Source organism: Ectobacillus antri (assembly GCF_003852715.1).
Taxonomy (GTDB): Bacteria; Bacillota; Bacilli; order Bacillales; family Bacillaceae_G; genus Ectobacillus; species Ectobacillus antri.
The window spans coordinates 56632-72512 of sequence record NZ_RIAV01000010.1 but is presented as its reverse complement, the minus strand read 5'-3'; the positions used below and the strand labels follow the sequence as shown (position 1 = coordinate 72512).

The window sequence follows — 15881 nt, the reverse complement described above, 5'->3', positions numbered from 1 at the left end:
CCTCATGACTTCCATTTTGTTCGAATTATGGTAGCTTCATCTAACATGCGGATAAATAGTTCTTGAACAGTAGGGATATCTTTAATTCTTCCCATTACTTGTCCCGCCCATGCGAATCCTTGCTCTTCGTTACCTTCATATATGTACGCCCTATTTGCTTTTCCACTAATATAATCTTGAAGTTCTTCATAACCTTTCCCTTGCTGTTCTAGCTGTAAAATTTGATCTGTCCAAGCATTGCGAATTACGCGGGCAGGTGCTCCTAGTGTTCTTTTGATAACTGCTGTGTCACTTTCTGTCCCCTGTACCAAAGCGTCTTTATAAGCCGGATGAGCATGCACACACTCCTGCGTAGCAATAAAACGTGTCCCCATCTCAATACCTTCCGCACCAAGGCTAAGCGCTGCCATTAAGCCCCTACCGTCACCAATCCCACCAGAAGCTACAACAGGAATAGATACAGCATCAACAACCTGCGGTACTAATACGATTGTTCCTACATCTTCACGACCAAGATGTCCGCCACCTTCTTGTCCAACCACCATAACAGCATCAGCACCAAGTTCTTCTGCTTTTACAGCCTGTCGTCTCGTTGCAACTAACACGAGTTTTTTAATAGCCGTTCCTGCTAATTGCTTTATAATAGGAGCTGGGTTACCACCTGTCATTGTCACAACAGGAACATTCTCTTCAACAGCAACCTCTAGCATATGCTCAAATGGTCTACCATGTTGTCCAATTGCATAGTTTACACCAAACGGTTTATCCGTCATGCATCGTACCTTACGTATCTCCTCTCGAAGCGCCTCGGGAGAAGGCAAGCTCATCGCCGTAATCTGTCCAAGCCCACCAGCATTGCTAACAGCCGCTGCCAAATCCGCATATGCCAAATATGCTAAGCCCCCTTGAATAATTGGATATTCAATGTTCAGTAACTTTGTTAGGCGTGTGTTCCAATCCATTATACCACTCTCCTTTTTATTACACTACTTCTTCACTAGCCCTTAGCACTCCTTCTTCCTTCCTAGACATCATTAGGCATACCCGCATTTACAGGTTAAAATAAGATCCTCTAGTATGATTACCTACTATTGCGCTAGTTGCTTCAAGGTTACGCTAGTATATCAAGCGTACTTCTTCACGCTCTTGGAGAACGAAAATATTTTCTCGCACTAGCGATAATCTTTTGCTTTCAATTATCATCGATGTTTAAATAAACTCTAAACACTATGCATATTCGCTACAATATTGGTTGACACTCTTATTCACTGCAAGAGGAAAGAAAACACATTTTGATAGGGGGTCACCTTGTACTTCCTTACTGCACAGTCTAAATTTACAAGTCACTTTTAAGCAATCCAATTGACTAAATGAAAAATCTATAGTTTTCCTATACATTCAGTTTTATTAGTGATATAATTCATTTGTTTTGTATCGAATGACAGCTACTGTTCAGATAAATTTATTACAGGTAAAGGGGTGTATAGATTGTCCCAATTTGAAACACCGTTGTTCACATCCTTAGTTGAACACAGCAAAAAAAATCCCGTTCAATTCCATATTCCAGGCCATAAAAAAGGCCAAGGAATGGATCCTGAATTTAGGGAATTTATTGGGCATAATGCTTTATCCATTGATTTGATTAACATTGCACCTTTAGATGATTTGCATCATCCAAAAGGTATGATAAAAAAAGCGCAAGCATTGGCTGCTAAAGCTTTTGGAGCAGATCATACTTTCTTCTCCGTGCAAGGTACAAGCGGTGCGATTATGACAATGGTTATGAGCGTATGTGGACCCGGCGATAAAATTCTAGTACCGAGAAATGTGCATAAGTCCGTTATGTCTGCGATTATCTTCTCAGGCGCCAAGCCTATTTTTATTCATCCGGAAATTGATCCCGTGTTAGGTATTTCACATGGCATGACAATTGCTTCAGTTAAGCATGCACTAGAAGCTCATCCGGATGCTAAAGGATTATTAGTAATTAATCCGACCTACTTTGGATTTGCCGCCGATTTAAAACAAATAGTTGATATCGCACATTCTTACAACGTACCAGTTCTTGTTGATGAAGCACATGGTGTTCATATCCACTTTCATGAAGACCTTCCTCTATCTGCAATGCAAGCAGGTGCGGATATGGCAGCAACAAGTGTTCATAAATTAGGAGGCTCACTTACTCAAAGCTCAATTTTAAATGTCAAGGAAGGACTTATAAATGTAAAGCATGTTCAATCTATCATTAGCATGCTTACAACTACATCTACTTCTTATATTTTATTAGCTTCTCTTGATGTAGCACGTAAACGATTAGCAACAGAAGGAAAAGCTTTACTTACTCAGACGATTGCATTGGCACAAGACATTCGACGTGCTGTTAATAATATTGATATGTTGTATTGTCCAGGAGAAGAGCGACTAGGTACAGATGCTACGTTTGATTTTGATCCAACTAAACTCATCATATCAGTAAAAGATCTTGGCATTACAGGACACGATGCAGAGCGCTGGCTGCGCGAAAAACACAATATAGAAGTGGAAATGTCAGATTTATATAATATTCTTTGTATCATCACTTTAGGGGATACAGAGGAAGAGGCAGCTCTTTTAATTGCTGCTCTTCGTGATTTATCTTCTACATTCCAAGCAAAAACAGATGGCAAAGTAGAAATTGCAGCACAAGTTCCTGATATTCCAGTATTGGCTTTATCACCACGAGATGCCTTCTATTCAGAGACAGAAATTGTACCGTTTGAAGAAGCTGCAGGACGAATTATTGCCGAATTTGTAATGGTATATCCACCAGGCATCCCAATCTTTACACCAGGAGAAATCATTACACAGGATAACCTTGATTATATTCAAAAAAATATGGAAGCAGGTCTTCCTGTTCAAGGACCTGAAGACATGGAACTAAAAACATTACGCGTTATTAAGGAATATAAGCCCATCACTTGATGGGCTTATTTTTTCACCCATTTTGCCCATACCTCATAGGATAACAAAAAAGTATATGAACAGATGGAAAAACAACATTCTTTTGATAAAGACTGTGTTAAAGCCTGATATCGATAAGAGGTACTTATTGATTGGTATAGAGGAGGTGAGAGCTCCTATAGAGAAAGCAGTTCAAAAGGAGTCCTGCAAATCAATAACGAGTTTTATCACATCCTAGATAAAAGAACCAGAGGCACGTAGGTGTTGTCAGGGCCCAAAAAGTTCTCGCCAAATCATACTCATAATTGAGTAAAGCAGTCTTACGTTTTTTTGTTGTTTTTATCTTAGCATTCTATTTGTTCATATACCTTAAAATCTTGCAGAAAACGTAAAGTGAGGTGGATTATGATTGTCATTGGTCGCTCTGTTGTGCTTCCTTTACTAGAAGATTCCGCAGAGCCTTTTTTTGATGAAAAACAAAAGATATTAGATGAAATGACCAGCAATCAAGAAGTATATGCTTATCAAACTATTAACCAGCTTGCCTTTGATGTACAATTCCGTGTGAGCATTATTTTAGCTTGTATTGACCTATTTAATAGCGGAATACAGTTTAGAACTTTTAAATATGCATACTGCAACAATACATTTTGGGAAACAACACCTCTAGGCGGCTTTCGTCTAAAGCAGGGTAAATTACCTGCTTTTGCAATACGTGATATTTTTAAAAATGGTACTAAATACGGAACAGAATGTGCAACAGCAATGATTATTGTTATTTACAAAGCATTATTAGATTTATATACAGAAAAAACCTTTAATAAACTGTTTGCTGATTTGTTGCTTTATACATGGGATTACGATAAAGACTTGAAGTTAGTGACTAAAAATGGTGGAGAGCTTCTTCCTGGAGATCTTGTCTACTTCAAAAATCCACAAGTTAACCCTGCGACAATTGAATGGCAAGGAGAAAATACTATATATCTAAATGACAATTTGTTTTACGGCCATGGTGTTGGTGTAAAAACTAAAGAAAATATTATTGTTACCCTTAATACAAGACGCTTTCCAGGAGCATTTTTGTCGGCTTATCTTTCGGATCTTACGACACGTATTAATAGTGTTGAGATGAGCCAGTATGCGACAAAGTTACAAACAACAATAAAAGTTGTTCCAATTCGTGAAGACGCCATCATTGCTACAATTGGACACACTACGAGTGTAGTATAAAACTAAAAAGAGTCTGCGTGCAGACTCTTTTTTCTTATTCAGCTTGTTTTTCCGAGCTGTTGCAACCGGAGCAGCACTTTCCGTATAATACCGTTACTTTTTCATCTTCAAAATGAGCAATCGTGTTTTCACAAATTTGGCATACAATTGTTCCCATGTTCCATTCCCCCTAGGTTCGAAGAGTTTTTGTAACCGCTTTTATTTTCCTTACTGTTATTTTAATATGTTATACTCTTTAGGTCAATACCCTTTATTGTGACATAATAATAAATTTTATAGTTTATAATATGCTACATTTTAAAGCTTGTGTAAATGAATTTGTATAAAATACTTGCAAAATAAGATTTACTTATGTTTTATTTATTTTCTAAATTTTTAAAAAATGATAAAATACAGCTATTGACGTTACAAGGGGGAAGTTTTATGCAACATGCTTTTGTAAAGCTGGTTTCAAATTCAGCAAAGCAAACAGTTTCCATTCAAGATGTAAAGGATTTATTATATACCTACCAAGAGGTTACCTCACAAACGGGACAACAATTGAACTGGTCTTATGAACAAGCTGCTTTTCCTTATGAAGTTGTAGAAACATCAGCATCTACGTTACATTTAATATCAAAACATGAACGCTATCATTCTATTTTTATAGGAGCGGAACAATCTGTTATCCAAATTTCATTACCCACAAACGCTACATTCGGTGACAAAGGAAAAGCTAATGAATTTTGCCGATTTATTGCAAAGAAATGGTCCGGAGAATTGCATCTATTCAACGGAAGAATAATGTATTTTTATAAACGTTAGAAAAAAATTTGAGCAGCGCGACTTACTAAAAATGAAAACATACAATTACTAATTGAGATCCGAAATGCCATACCCTTTTTTGGTAAAATTGAACATGCTACCACATATGCAAAATAAAAAAAAATAACAAATAGCATAATTTTGAATTGTATTCTATCTCTTGGGGACAGCATGATAACGACTGAATATCCAATCCATATCAAAAGATGATACAGCATAACTAGTCCGTTTTTCCGCACGAAACCGACTCCTTGTACATCCGCATTTGTTATTACTATATGAGTTTTTTGCATTGAGAGAACAAAAAAAGAAGCATCTTTAGATGCTTCTTTTTTTGTTTATTTTATAATATGGATTGGCATGCCAAGTGCTACTTCTGCAGCTTCCATTGTGATTTCACCTAAAGTTGGGTGAGCATGGATTGTTTGAGCAATATCTTCAGCTGTCATACCAGCTTCAATTGCCAAACCAAGCTCAGAGATAATGTCAGAAGCGCCTGCACCCACTACTTGAGCACCTACGATTAAGCCATCTTGCTTACGAGTTACAAGTTGTACGAAACCATCCGTGCTGTTTAGAGATAGTGCACGACCGTTTGCACCGAACGGGAATTTAGAAACAACTACTTCCATGCCTTCTTCATCTGCTTGCTTCTTTGTATAACCAACAGACGCCAATTCTGGATCAGTGAAACATACAGCAGGAATTCCAATATAATCAATTTCTGCCGGATGTCCGCTAATTGCTTCTGCAGCAATTTTACCTTCATAAGAAGCTTTATGTGCAAGTGGTGGTCCAGGAACGATGTCACCGATTGCATAGATGTTAGATACACTTGTACGGCATTGTTTGTCAATTTCAATAACGCCGCGATCAGTCATTTTTACGCCTACTTGCTCAAGGCCAATTTCTTGTGTGTTTGGACGACGACCAACTGTAACAAGAACGTAATCTGCATCAACAGACTTCATTTCGCCGTTTACTTCAAAGCTTACAGTTACGCCTGTTTCTGTCTCTTGTACAGATTTAGCAAACGCTTTTGTATGAATTTCCACGTTGCCTTTTTTCTTTAAGCCACGCTTAACAATAGAGCTCATGGATTTTTCGAAACCAGCTAGAATTTCTTCGCCAGCTTCTAAAATGGTAATTTCTGTACCGAAGTTTGCATAAGCAGTACCAAGCTCCATACCAATGTAACCGCCGCCTACTACAACCATTTTTTTAGGGATTTCAGGTAAGCTTAGTGCGCCTGTAGAGTCAATAACACGCTTGGAAAACTTGAAGCCTGGAATTTCAATTGGTGTAGAACCTGTAGCAATAATTGCGTTTTTGAATGTGTATGTTTGCGCAGCAGACTCAGTCATTACACGCAATGTGTTTGCATCTACAAAATACGCTTCACCGCTAATAATCTCTACTTTGTTACCTTTTAAAAGCCCTGCTACGCCACCTGTTAACTTCTTAACAACACTATCTTTCCAAGCTTGTACTTTAGAAAAGTCTACTGTTACGTTTTCAGCCATGATACCCATGTCAGCAGAATGCTTAGCATGCTCATAGCGGTGACCTGCAGAAATTAATGCTTTAGAAGGAATACATCCTACGTTCAAGCACACGCCTCCAAGGTTACCTTTTTCAATAATTGCTACTTTTTGACCAAGTTGCGCAGCACGAATTGCAGCTACGTATCCACCAGGGCCTGCACCAACAACGACTGTATCTAGTTCGATCGGGAAATCTCCTACTACCATGTCACATTACGCCTCCATTACAAGTAATTGTGGATCATTCAATAGACGCTTAATTTGGTTCAATGCTTTTTGCGCAGTTGCGCCGTCAATTAGACGGTGGTCAAAGCTTAAAGACAACGCCAATACAGGAGCTGCTACGATTTCACCGTTTTTCACAACAGGTTTTTCAGCAATACGGCCAATACCAAGAATTGCAACCTCAGGATGGTTGATAACTGGAGTAAACCACTGTCCGCCTGCAGAACCAATGTTTGTAATTGTGCAAGATGCACCTTTCATTTCGTTTGGAGCTAAGCGGCCTTCACGCGCCTTTGTTGCCAGCTCGTTAATTTCAGCAGAGATAGCAAAAATGGATTTACGATCTGCATCTTTTACAACCGGTACAAGAAGACCTTTGTCAGTGTCTGCTGCAATACCGATGTTAAAGTAGTGCTTGTGAACAACTTCTTGCGTAGCATCATCTAAAGATGTGTTTAGCATTGGATATTCACGAAGTGCAGATGTTAATGCTTTTACCACATAAGGCAAGTACGTTAATTTGATGCCTTTTTCAGCTGCAACATCTTTAAACTTTTTGCGATGTGCAACAAGCTCTGTTACGTCTACTTCGTCCATTAGCGTTACGTGCGGTGCTGTTTGTTTAGAGTTTACCATTGCCTTCGCAATTGCTTTACGGATACCACTCATTTTTTCACGAGTCTCAGGGTACTCGCCAGCTGGAATTGGTTGTGCTTTTGGTACTTCTGCAACTGGTGCTGCTTCTGCTACCGGTTGATCTGCTGCTTTTGGTGCTTCTACTGCAGCCACAGCTACTTGTCCACCATTTACAAATGCATCAATATCAGCTTTTACTACACGGCCGTTTTTACCTGAACCTTGTACAAGACGGATATCTACACCTTTTTCGCGTGCATACTTGCGCACAGAAGGCATTGCAATTACGCGTACATTCTCGTCAGCTTCAGCCGACGGAGCTGCAACTTGAGGTGCCTCTGCTTTTACTTCTTCCGCTTTAGGTGCTTCCTCTTCGTCATGCCCTTTAAACTTTAGGTTTTCATAGCCAGGAGCATCTAACTTAATCAACACGTCTCCTACTACTGCCACTGTACCTTCACCAACAAGGATTTCTAATACCTTTCCTTTAACAGGAGAAGGAATTTCTACAACTGCTTTGTCATTTTGTACTTCTAAAAGCACATCATCTTCGTTTACTTCGTCACCAGGTTTTACAAACCACTTGACAATTTCACCCTCATGGATGCCTTCACCGATATCTGGTAATCTAAATTCAAATGCCACGGATTTCATCTCCCTGTACTGTTTGTCGTGTTTATCGTCGCTTGAAACGCACGATTTTATACAAGTAAAAGAAATCAGATGTTCTGATTTCTTTTACAGCTAAGATTAAAAGTTCATTACTTTTTGAATTGCTTCTACAACATCTTTATGGTTTGGAAGCCATACGCTCTCAGCTTGAGAGAACGGGAAGATTGTATCAGCAGCTGTTACACGAACAACTGGCGCCTCTAGGCTAAGAATAGCACGGTCATTGATTTCAGCTACAACATTTGCTGCGATACCTGCTTGTTTTTGTGCTTCTTGTACCACTACAACACGACCTGTTTTTTCAACAGAAGCCATAATTGTCTCAATATCTAAAGGCTGTACTGTACGAAGGTCAACTACTTCTACAGAAACGCCTTCTTTTTCAAGCTCTTCAGCCGCTTTAAGTGCAGTATGAACCATTGCACCGTAAGCAATAACAGATACATCTGTACCTTCACGTTTTACGTCAGCTTTACCAATTTCAATTGTATATTCACCTTCAGGTACTTCTTGACGGAAAGAGCGATATAACTTCATATGCTCTAAGTAAATAACAGGATCGTTGTCACGAATTGCAGAGATCAAAAGACCTTTTGCATCATAAGGTGTTGAAGGAATAACAACTTTTAGACCAGGTTGTTGCGCAACAAGACCTTCTAAGCTGTCCGCATGTAGTTCTGGTGTATGAACACCACCACCAAATGGTGAACGAACAGTAATTGGAGACGTGTAACGACCACCGGAACGGTAACGCATACGCGCCATTTGGCCTGAAATAGAATCCATTACTTCATATACGAAACCAAAGAATTGAATTTCAGGAACCGGACGATAGCCTTCTAAAGCAAGACCGATTGCAAGACCTCCGATACCGGACTCTGCAAGTGGCGTATCAAATACGCGCTCTTCACCGAATTCGGCTTGCAGTCCTTCCGTTGCACGGAATACGCCGCCGTTTACGCCCACGTCTTCCCCGAACACCAATACGTTAGGGTCGTTTTTCATTTCGACGCGTAACGCATCTGTGATTGCTTGAATCATTGTCATTTGCGCCATGGCTTACTTCGACTCCTTCTCTGTGTAAATTTCAAATTGCTCTTGTAGGTTATATGGCATTTTTTCGTACATGATTTTCATCAAATCAGTTACTTTTTGTTTAGGAGCTTGGTCAGCTTTAGCGATTGCTTCTTTAATATCCTCTTTTGCTTGCTCCATTACTTTTTCTTCATCTTCTTGAGACCAAATGCCTTTTTTCTCTAAGAATTTGCGGAAACGTACGATTGGATCTTTCTTTTCCCATTCGTTTTCTAAATCTTTTGTACGGTAACGAGTAGGGTCATCACCAGCCATTGTATGTGGACCGTAACGGAATGTTAGTGTTTCAATTAAAGTTGGACCTTCACCGTTTACAGCACGCTCACGAGCAAAACGAGTAGCCGCATATACTGCAAGTGGATCCATGCCATCTACTTGAATACCAGGAATACCTACCGCTACTGCTTTTTGTGCGATTGTTTTCGCAGCAGATTGCTTTTCAACAGGTGTTGAAATTGCAAAACGGTTGTTTTGAACAATAAAGATTGCAGGCGCTTTATAAGCTGCTGCAAAGTTCATACCTTCGTAGAAGTCACCTTGGGATGCACCGCCATCACCTGTGTACGTTACTGCAACAGATTTTTTACCACGGAATTTCATACCTAGTGCCACACCGGCAGTTTGGATGATTTGCGCACCGATGATAATTTGCGGTGAAATTGTGTTTACACCTTCAGGGATTTGGTTACCCATGAAATGACCACGAGAGAATAAGAATGCTTGGTAAAGTGGCAGACCGTGCCAAATCATTTGCGGTACGTCACGATAACCAGGTAATATGAAATCTTCTTTTTCAAGTGCATAATGACTTGCTAGTTGAGAAGCTTCTTGTCCTGCAGTTGGCGCGTAAAAACCTAAGCGACCTTGACGGTTTAACGAGATAGAGCGTTGATCTAATACACGCGTATAAACCATACGGCTCATTAGTTCTCTAAGCTGCTCATCAGTTAAATCAGGCATTGCGTCTTTATTTACTACTTCGCCTTCTTCATTCAAAATTTGGATTGTTTGAAATGTGGATTCAATTGCTTTGAATTGCTCATCTACATTTATCAGGGCCTTTTTTGTTTCAGTACCCATTCCGTTCACCTCTTCCTGTTTTATGAACATACTATCGGCAGGAGCCGTGCTCCCTTCACAGCCTATATGCTGACTGTGTAAAGGTATTTGGAAATGCCACCATCTGTACTAATCTTTTCTAACAAATAATTAATACAATAATAATCACGTTTTTTAGTTTACAACTCTGCACGAAGCCTGTCAATTACTTTGATTTTGAATTTTTCTCGAAAAATAAAAGAGCTTACAATTTCCTTGAAACACCTTTTATTAATACCTGTATTAATCAACAACAGCCTTCTGTTATATTATTCCCATTTCTCCTTATGTCTTATCATAGTATAATATGTAAACGTTTTAACTTCTGGCGTTTTTTGCTCACACATATTCATTTACATAATTACTCTTTACTTAGCCACCACTTAACCCAGAGAAAACTTTCCTATTTATTTCTCTAAAAGATGTTGTTTAATCATGATAAAAATTGTTTATTTTCTTAGTCACTGGGCATTTATCTACACACATTTTTCATTTTTTCATACGTTATACTAACCGCAATATAAGCGGAAACGAAAAAGGAGGTAAATTTCATGCAAGGATACACATATTGTTACCCAACTTACACTGCGCCGGCTTACGGCTATGGCGGCTGTGGCTATGGTGCCGGACGCGGATTCGCTTTAATTGTTGTATTGTTCATTCTTTTGATCATCGTCGGTGCTGCTTGCATCCATTAATGTAAAAGAAAAAAACATGAAAAAGGAAGAGCTGTGGCTCTTTCTTTTTTTATCATTTTGCTTAACACCTTGTTATAATTTGTACTGTATACGTTTAAGCAATGACTTTATTCACCGACTTTGTTACACTACAGATACGGAAAGGAGAGAATCATATGCTTACTATGAAAGATGTAGTACGTGAAGGTGCCCCAGTACTGAGACAAAGAGCTTCTGAAGTAACACTGCCTCCTACGCAAGAGGATATACATATCCTGACAAGTATGCTCGAGTTTGTAAAAAACAGCCAAAATCCAGAGCTTGCTGCAAAGTACGAGCTTCGTCCAGGCATTGGAATTGCAGCACCACAAATTGGTGTAAGTAAACGATATATCGCTGTTCATGTCACAGATACAGATGGTACTTTGTATAGCTATGCTTTATTTAACCCTAAAATCATTAGTCATTCTGTAGACCGTATTTACTTAAGCGGCGGAGAGGGTTGTTTATCTGTAGATCGAGCTGTACCTGGCTTTGTTCCTCGCTATGCACGCATTACCGTTAAAGGTGTGGATTTAAATGGACAAGAAGTACAATTGCGACTAAAAGGATTGCCAGCTATTGTCTTTCAACACGAAATTGATCATTTAAACGGCGTTATGTTTTATGATCACATTAATGATGAAAATCCATTTGCTCATCCGGAAAATGCAACTCCTTTAGAACGATAAAAAGCAGGCAATGCCTGCTTTTTATCGTTCTAATAGCTATATTTAAGTTCTAAACTAATAATTGGAAGAGGTAATGAGCGAGAAGAAAATAAGTCAACGACATGGCGCTAACAAGAATCACTGCTCACTAGAACTTTAACCAATCATATTTTATAACAATCCTGCCCACTGGAGACCGTGTAGAATACCGTCTTGCCCTACATCTTTGGTTACATATTTACCTACTTGTTTTAATTTCTCATGTCCATTTCCCATTACGATACCTGTTCCAACCTCACTAATCATTTCAATGTCATTCAAGCCATCACCGAATGCGTAAACCTGATCATGTTTAAATCCAAGTCTCTCGATAAAACGCTCAATGCCTTTTGCCTTTGAGCCGCCGTTAGGAATAATATCCATAGAATACGCATGCCAACGAATAAAATGAAATTGAGGATAGTCATGTATAAATTGCTGTTCTTTCCCGGCTTCGCAGAATAATAAAGTCTGATAAATTTCTTGATTTTGATAAAAATTAGGTTCGTATAGTGGATAGTCAAAAAACAAGCTTCCCATACTTTCGCTCACAAATGGATGATCAGGAACATTCGCCTTCATTTCTTTTTCATTCAAGTACACAAGCGGCATGTTTATTTCGTTAGCAAATTGCGTAAACTCATGCAACTTATCTCCAGGAAGCGGATTTTTATAAATAACTTCATCTTCAAATACAACATATTGTCCATTAAAGCTAACGTAATTATGAATATTTAATTCTTTTCGGATATCTTCAAACATAAATGGTGCTCTACCTGTAGCAATTGCTACATGAACACCATTTTCCTGCAGCTGTTTAACAGCTTTCTTTGTAGACGCAGGAATACGTTTATCATGGTCAAGAAGTGTTCCGTCAATATCAAAAAATACAATTTTATTGTTCATATTTATAGTCCTTTCTGGTTGTTGACTGCTTCTTTTGAAATGTTGAGAGATATATACCTCCAAAAATAAATGTTAAACCAATCAGCATGTGATATGTAATGTCTTCTTCCAATAAAAGACTTCCCCAGAGCAAAGCAGATAAAGGCACAATGTAAGTAACAAAAGAAGCAAATTCTGCACTTCCTTCTTTCACCATATAATAAAATAGCAAATACGCAAAGCCAGACCCAAGGGTCCCTAGCCCAACTAATGAAACCAACGTCTGTGAGGAGGATACCATGCGAAAACCCTCATCACTTACCAATATCATAATAAAAAAGCTGATTACACAGGCAGATAGAAGCGTGGTTGCCGACAGTACTAAAACGGAAAGATGCTGTAAAAAACGTTTAGAGAGCTGTGTACCAATTGCATAGCATAAAGTCGCGAGTAGCACTAGTAATACACCGTTCACGTCACCGTTAATCAACTGCTTAACATTAAAGCGCATCACTAGTAAAATACCAAAGAAACCAAGAAGAATACCCATCCACTGCGCTCTCCTCACGTGTAGCTTAAAGCATACATACCCGACAATAACAGTTGAAATAGGTGTCATTGCGTTAATAATAGAGGCCATACCGCTTGAAACCTTTGTTTCACCAATTGCAATAAATCCAAAGGGCAATACATTATTCACAAATCCTACCAATACAACCATCTTTACAGGTAATTCTCTCCAATTAATAACTTCTCGTTTTGCCACTAACACACAAAGAAGTGTAATTGCGCCAAACAAACAGCGCCAAAACACCACACCCCAAGGTCCTAAATCAGCTACCAATATTTTAATAAATAGAAATGAAGCACCCCAAATCACACTTAGCGTCAATAATGCGCCGTATAGCTTCCCCAAATTTGTCCCTCTCTTTCCTTCACTTCATTAAATAATAAACACAATCACTACTTGTAGCGTGGCAGGAACAAAACGAAAGTGTTACAGCATCTTACTTGCTTAGAGTAGGCTTTTATAAGTACTAATGTTTCCCTTACATAACCAGCCCTTTTCTCTTATGTAAAAAATTTTATCTGCACCTATATATTATATACGAATTGTCAAGTTACTGTTTCATACATGAATTTTGAATCCTCTTCTCATACTATAAACAATATCTATGTTTGAAAACCTGAAAGGAAGGTCAATAATGAAAAGAAAACTAAAAGAAAAACTAAAGTGCTACTGGAACGGTCTTATACGTAAGAGAAACCTTGCCTAATAGGCTTTTCTCTTCTTTCTATCGAAAAAACATGAAAATATAGTACTTTTCCTTTATAATAGGTTAAAGGTAGCGCAAAAATAGAGACAAGGAGAGGTTTTACAATGATTTTCAAAGTATTTTATCAAGATTCTGCTATGGAGGCGCCTGTTCGTGAAAAAACAAAGGTGCTTTACGTAGAAGGAGAGTCTGAACGTGACATTCGTACAAAATTATCACCTTTTCATTATAATATCGAATTCATTCAAGAGCTTGCCGGTGCTCATCTTGAATACGAGAAACAAAGTGAAAACTTTAAAGTGACGGAATACGCATGAAATTTTTAAAAGCAGATCAAACCGCTGTATTTGCCTTGGGCGGACTGGGCGAAATCGGTAAAAATACATATGCGGTTCAATATCAAGATGAAATTATTATTATCGATGCCGGCATTAAATTCCCGGAAGATGAACTTTTGGGAATTGATTATGTAATACCTGATTACACGTACTTTGTAAGAAATGAAGAAAAAATTAAAGGTCTTTTCATCACGCACGGACATGAAGATCACATTGGTGGAATTCCATATTTACTTCGTCAAGTGAACATTCCGATTTACGGGGGCAAACTAGCGCTTGGTCTTATTAAAAATAAGCTTGAAGAGCATGGCTTGCTTCGCAAAGCAAAACTGATTGAGATTAAGGAAGATGATATTATTTCATTCGAGCATACCGCTGTGACATTTTTCCGTACTACACACAGCATCCCAGACTCTTACGGTATTGTGGTAAAAACGCCACAAGGACAAGTTGTCCATACGGGAGATTTCAAATTTGACTTCACACCAGTTGGGGAGCCGGCTAACTTAACAAAAATGGCTGAAATCGGAAAAGAGGGTGTGCTATGTCTACTTTCAGATAGCACAAACAGCGAAGTTCCAAACTTTACAATGTCCGAAAGACGAGTGGGAGACAGCATTAATGATATGTTCCGTAAAGTGGACGGACGTATTATCTTTGCTACATTTGCCTCTAACATTCACCGTCTTCAGCAAGTTGTTGAAGCTGCGGTTGTCAACAATCGTAAGATAGCTGTATTTGGACGTAGTATGGAAGCAGCTCTTGATATTGGACAACAATTAGGATACATTCGTTGTCCAAAAGAAACATTTGTGGATGCCGGTCAAATCAATCGACTTCCTGCTAACCAAGTTGTCATTTTATGTACAGGAAGTCAAGGAGAACCAATGGCGGCTCTTTCTCGTATTGCCAATGGTACACACCGTCAAATTCAAATCATTCCTGGCGATACAGTTGTATTCTCCTCATCACCTATCCCAGGAAATACGATTAGTGTAAGTCGTACGATTAACCTGTTGTATCGTGCGGGTGCAGAGGTGATTCACGGACCTTTAGCAGATATTCACACAAGCGGTCACGGTGGTCAGCAAGAACAAAAATTAATGTTGCGTCTCATTAAGCCAAAATACTTTATGCCTATTCATGGTGAATATCGTATGCAACGAATGCATGCACAGCTTGCGATTGATTGCGGTGTACCTGAAGAGAACTGCTTTATTTTAGATAACGGCGACGTGTTGGCACTTCGCGCTGACGAAGCAACAGTTGCTGGTAAAGTCCCATCCGGCTCTGTATATATTGATGGAAACGGTATAGGAGATATTGGTAACATTGTGCTACGCGATCGACGCATCCTTTCTGAAGAAGGTCTCGTTATTGTTGTAGTAAGTATTGATATGAAGGAATTTAAAATCGCCGCTGGCCCAGACATCATTTCACGCGGTTTCGTATACATGCGAGAAAGTAGCGATCTGATTAATGATGCACAAACATTGATTGCAACACACCTAAATAGAGTCATGGAGCGTAAAACAACACAATGGTCTGAAATTAAAAACGAAATTACAGACACCTTGGCACCGTTTTTATATGAAAAAACCAAGCGTAAGCCAATGATTTTACCAATTATTATGGAAGTGTAACAAGGAAAACATCGGCGCCTGTTTCATTCTATACAAGAACAATTTTTAGCACAGAGTTTGACGAGAAG

At 38.8% G+C, this 15881-nt stretch carries 15 protein-coding genes; 7 read left to right on the top strand and 8 right to left on the bottom strand.

All coding sequences use genetic code 11. The features are described 5' to 3' along the window. Nucleotides 1-2 precede the first annotated feature (2 nt). Nucleotides 3-962 (bottom strand): NAD(P)H-dependent flavin oxidoreductase, encoded by a 960-nt coding sequence (locus tag EEJ45_RS11175; RefSeq protein ID WP_124564898.1) that lies wholly within the window; start codon nucleotides 960-962, stop codon nucleotides 3-5. Between the two features lie 526 nt (nucleotides 963-1488). Between EEJ45_RS11175 and EEJ45_RS11170 the strand changes: the two genes are divergently transcribed. Continuing rightward, nucleotides 1489-2961, top strand: coding sequence for an aminotransferase class I/II-fold pyridoxal phosphate-dependent enzyme (locus tag EEJ45_RS11170; RefSeq protein ID WP_465251911.1), 1473 nt, complete (start codon nucleotides 1489-1491; stop codon nucleotides 2959-2961). Nucleotides 2962-3345: 384 nt separating this feature from the next. Then, nucleotides 3346-4170 carry a protein-glutamine gamma-glutamyltransferase gene (locus EEJ45_RS11165; protein ID WP_124564896.1) on the top strand — a complete coding sequence of 275 codons (825 nt, stop codon included), beginning with the start codon at nucleotides 3346-3348 and terminating at the stop codon, nucleotides 4168-4170. 34 nt (nucleotides 4171-4204) lie between these two features. Here the strand turns inward: EEJ45_RS11165 and EEJ45_RS11160 are convergent, their stop codons facing one another. Beyond that, entirely contained in the window at nucleotides 4205-4327 is a 123-nt protein-coding gene (locus tag EEJ45_RS11160; protein WP_124564895.1) for a GapA-binding peptide SR1P, read from the bottom strand. Between the two features lie 266 nt (nucleotides 4328-4593). Here EEJ45_RS11160 and EEJ45_RS11155 point away from each other — a divergent pair, with 266 nt between their 5' ends. Beyond that, entirely contained in the window at nucleotides 4594-4974 is a 381-nt protein-coding gene (locus tag EEJ45_RS11155) for a DUF1885 family protein (protein WP_124564894.1), read from the top strand. A gap of 338 nt (nucleotides 4975-5312) precedes the next feature. Here EEJ45_RS11155 and lpdA read toward each other — a convergent pair whose 3' ends face one another. The 4 genes from lpdA to pdhA all read right to left on the bottom strand — a co-directional run bounded on the left by lpdA (nucleotide 5313) and on the right by pdhA (nucleotide 10226). Beyond that, nucleotides 5313-6725, bottom strand: coding sequence for a dihydrolipoyl dehydrogenase (gene lpdA, locus EEJ45_RS11150; protein ID WP_124564893.1), 1413 nt, complete (start codon nucleotides 6723-6725; stop codon nucleotides 5313-5315). Between the two features lie 6 nt (nucleotides 6726-6731). Continuing rightward, nucleotides 6732-8024 carry a dihydrolipoamide acetyltransferase family protein gene (locus EEJ45_RS11145; protein ID WP_124564892.1) on the bottom strand — a complete coding sequence of 431 codons (1293 nt, stop codon included), beginning with the start codon at nucleotides 8022-8024 and terminating at the stop codon, nucleotides 6732-6734. A 105-nt stretch (nucleotides 8025-8129) separates the two neighbouring features. Then, on the bottom strand, nucleotides 8130-9107 hold the full coding sequence (locus EEJ45_RS11140) for an alpha-ketoacid dehydrogenase subunit beta (protein ID WP_124564891.1): 978 nt from the start codon (nucleotides 9105-9107) through the stop codon (nucleotides 8130-8132). Nucleotides 9108-9110: 3 nt separating this feature from the next. Continuing rightward, nucleotides 9111-10226 carry a pyruvate dehydrogenase (acetyl-transferring) E1 component subunit alpha gene (gene pdhA, locus EEJ45_RS11135; RefSeq protein WP_124564890.1) on the bottom strand — a complete coding sequence of 372 codons (1116 nt, stop codon included), beginning with the start codon at nucleotides 10224-10226 and terminating at the stop codon, nucleotides 9111-9113. 569 nt (nucleotides 10227-10795) lie between these two features. Here pdhA and EEJ45_RS11130 point away from each other — a divergent pair. Continuing rightward, a complete protein-coding gene (locus EEJ45_RS11130) occupies nucleotides 10796-10942 on the top strand; it encodes a YjcZ family sporulation protein (protein WP_124564889.1) in 147 nt (48 codons plus the stop codon). A gap of 155 nt (nucleotides 10943-11097) precedes the next feature. Continuing rightward, nucleotides 11098-11652 (top strand): peptide deformylase, encoded by a 555-nt coding sequence (def, locus tag EEJ45_RS11125; RefSeq protein WP_124564888.1) that lies wholly within the window; start codon nucleotides 11098-11100, stop codon nucleotides 11650-11652. 150 nt (nucleotides 11653-11802) lie between these two features. On the opposite strand, the gene EEJ45_RS11120 is transcribed toward def, so the two are convergent. Both EEJ45_RS11120 and EEJ45_RS11115 read right to left on the bottom strand, forming a co-directional pair. Further along, nucleotides 11803-12576 (bottom strand): Cof-type HAD-IIB family hydrolase, encoded by a 774-nt coding sequence (locus EEJ45_RS11120; RefSeq protein ID WP_124564887.1) that lies wholly within the window; start codon nucleotides 12574-12576, stop codon nucleotides 11803-11805. After that, entirely contained in the window at nucleotides 12566-13471 is a 906-nt protein-coding gene (locus tag EEJ45_RS11115; RefSeq protein ID WP_124564886.1) for a DMT family transporter, read from the bottom strand. The genes EEJ45_RS11120 and EEJ45_RS11115 overlap by 11 nt, the downstream gene beginning before the upstream one ends. A gap of 465 nt (nucleotides 13472-13936) precedes the next feature. Here EEJ45_RS11115 and EEJ45_RS11110 point away from each other — a divergent pair, with 465 nt between their 5' ends. Together EEJ45_RS11110 and rnjA are read left to right on the top strand one after the other, a co-directional pair. Beyond that, the gene (locus tag EEJ45_RS11110) at nucleotides 13937-14149 is read left to right on the top strand and encodes a DNA-dependent RNA polymerase subunit epsilon (RefSeq protein WP_124564885.1); all 213 of its coding nucleotides are present in this window, start codon (nucleotides 13937-13939) and stop codon (nucleotides 14147-14149) included. Then, the gene (gene rnjA, locus EEJ45_RS11105; RefSeq protein ID WP_124564884.1) at nucleotides 14146-15813 is read left to right on the top strand and encodes a ribonuclease J1; all 1668 of its coding nucleotides are present in this window, start codon (nucleotides 14146-14148) and stop codon (nucleotides 15811-15813) included. The genes EEJ45_RS11110 and rnjA overlap by 4 nt, the downstream gene beginning before the upstream one ends. Nucleotides 15814-15881: the final 68 nt, after the last annotated feature.

Bases quoted from the DNA above. Each gene is read 5' to 3' on its own strand.
- EEJ45_RS11175 (WP_124564898.1), bottom strand. From the start codon at position 962: ATGGATTGGAACACACGCCTAACAAAGTTACTGAACATTGAATATCCA.
- EEJ45_RS11165 (WP_124564896.1), top strand. From the start codon at position 3,346: ATGATTGTCATTGGTCGCTCTGTTGTGCTTCCTTTACTAGAAGATTCC.
- EEJ45_RS11160 (WP_124564895.1), bottom strand. From the start codon at position 4,327: ATGGGAACAATTGTATGCCAAATTTGTGAAAACACGATTGCTCATTTT.
- EEJ45_RS11155 (WP_124564894.1), top strand. From the start codon at position 4,594: ATGCAACATGCTTTTGTAAAGCTGGTTTCAAATTCAGCAAAGCAAACA.
- lpdA (WP_124564893.1), bottom strand. From the start codon at position 6,725: ATGGTAGTAGGAGATTTCCCGATCGAACTAGATACAGTCGTTGTTGGT.
- EEJ45_RS11140 (WP_124564891.1), bottom strand. From the start codon at position 9,107: ATGGCGCAAATGACAATGATTCAAGCAATCACAGATGCGTTACGCGTC.
- pdhA (WP_124564890.1), bottom strand. From the start codon at position 10,226: ATGGGTACTGAAACAAAAAAGGCCCTGATAAATGTAGATGAGCAATTC.
- EEJ45_RS11130 (WP_124564889.1), top strand. From the start codon at position 10,796: ATGCAAGGATACACATATTGTTACCCAACTTACACTGCGCCGGCTTAC.
- def (WP_124564888.1), top strand. From the start codon at position 11,098: ATGCTTACTATGAAAGATGTAGTACGTGAAGGTGCCCCAGTACTGAGA.
- EEJ45_RS11120 (WP_124564887.1), bottom strand. From the start codon at position 12,576: ATGAACAATAAAATTGTATTTTTTGATATTGACGGAACACTTCTTGAC.
- EEJ45_RS11110 (WP_124564885.1), top strand. From the start codon at position 13,937: ATGATTTTCAAAGTATTTTATCAAGATTCTGCTATGGAGGCGCCTGTT.
- rnjA (WP_124564884.1), top strand. From the start codon at position 14,146: ATGAAATTTTTAAAAGCAGATCAAACCGCTGTATTTGCCTTGGGCGGA.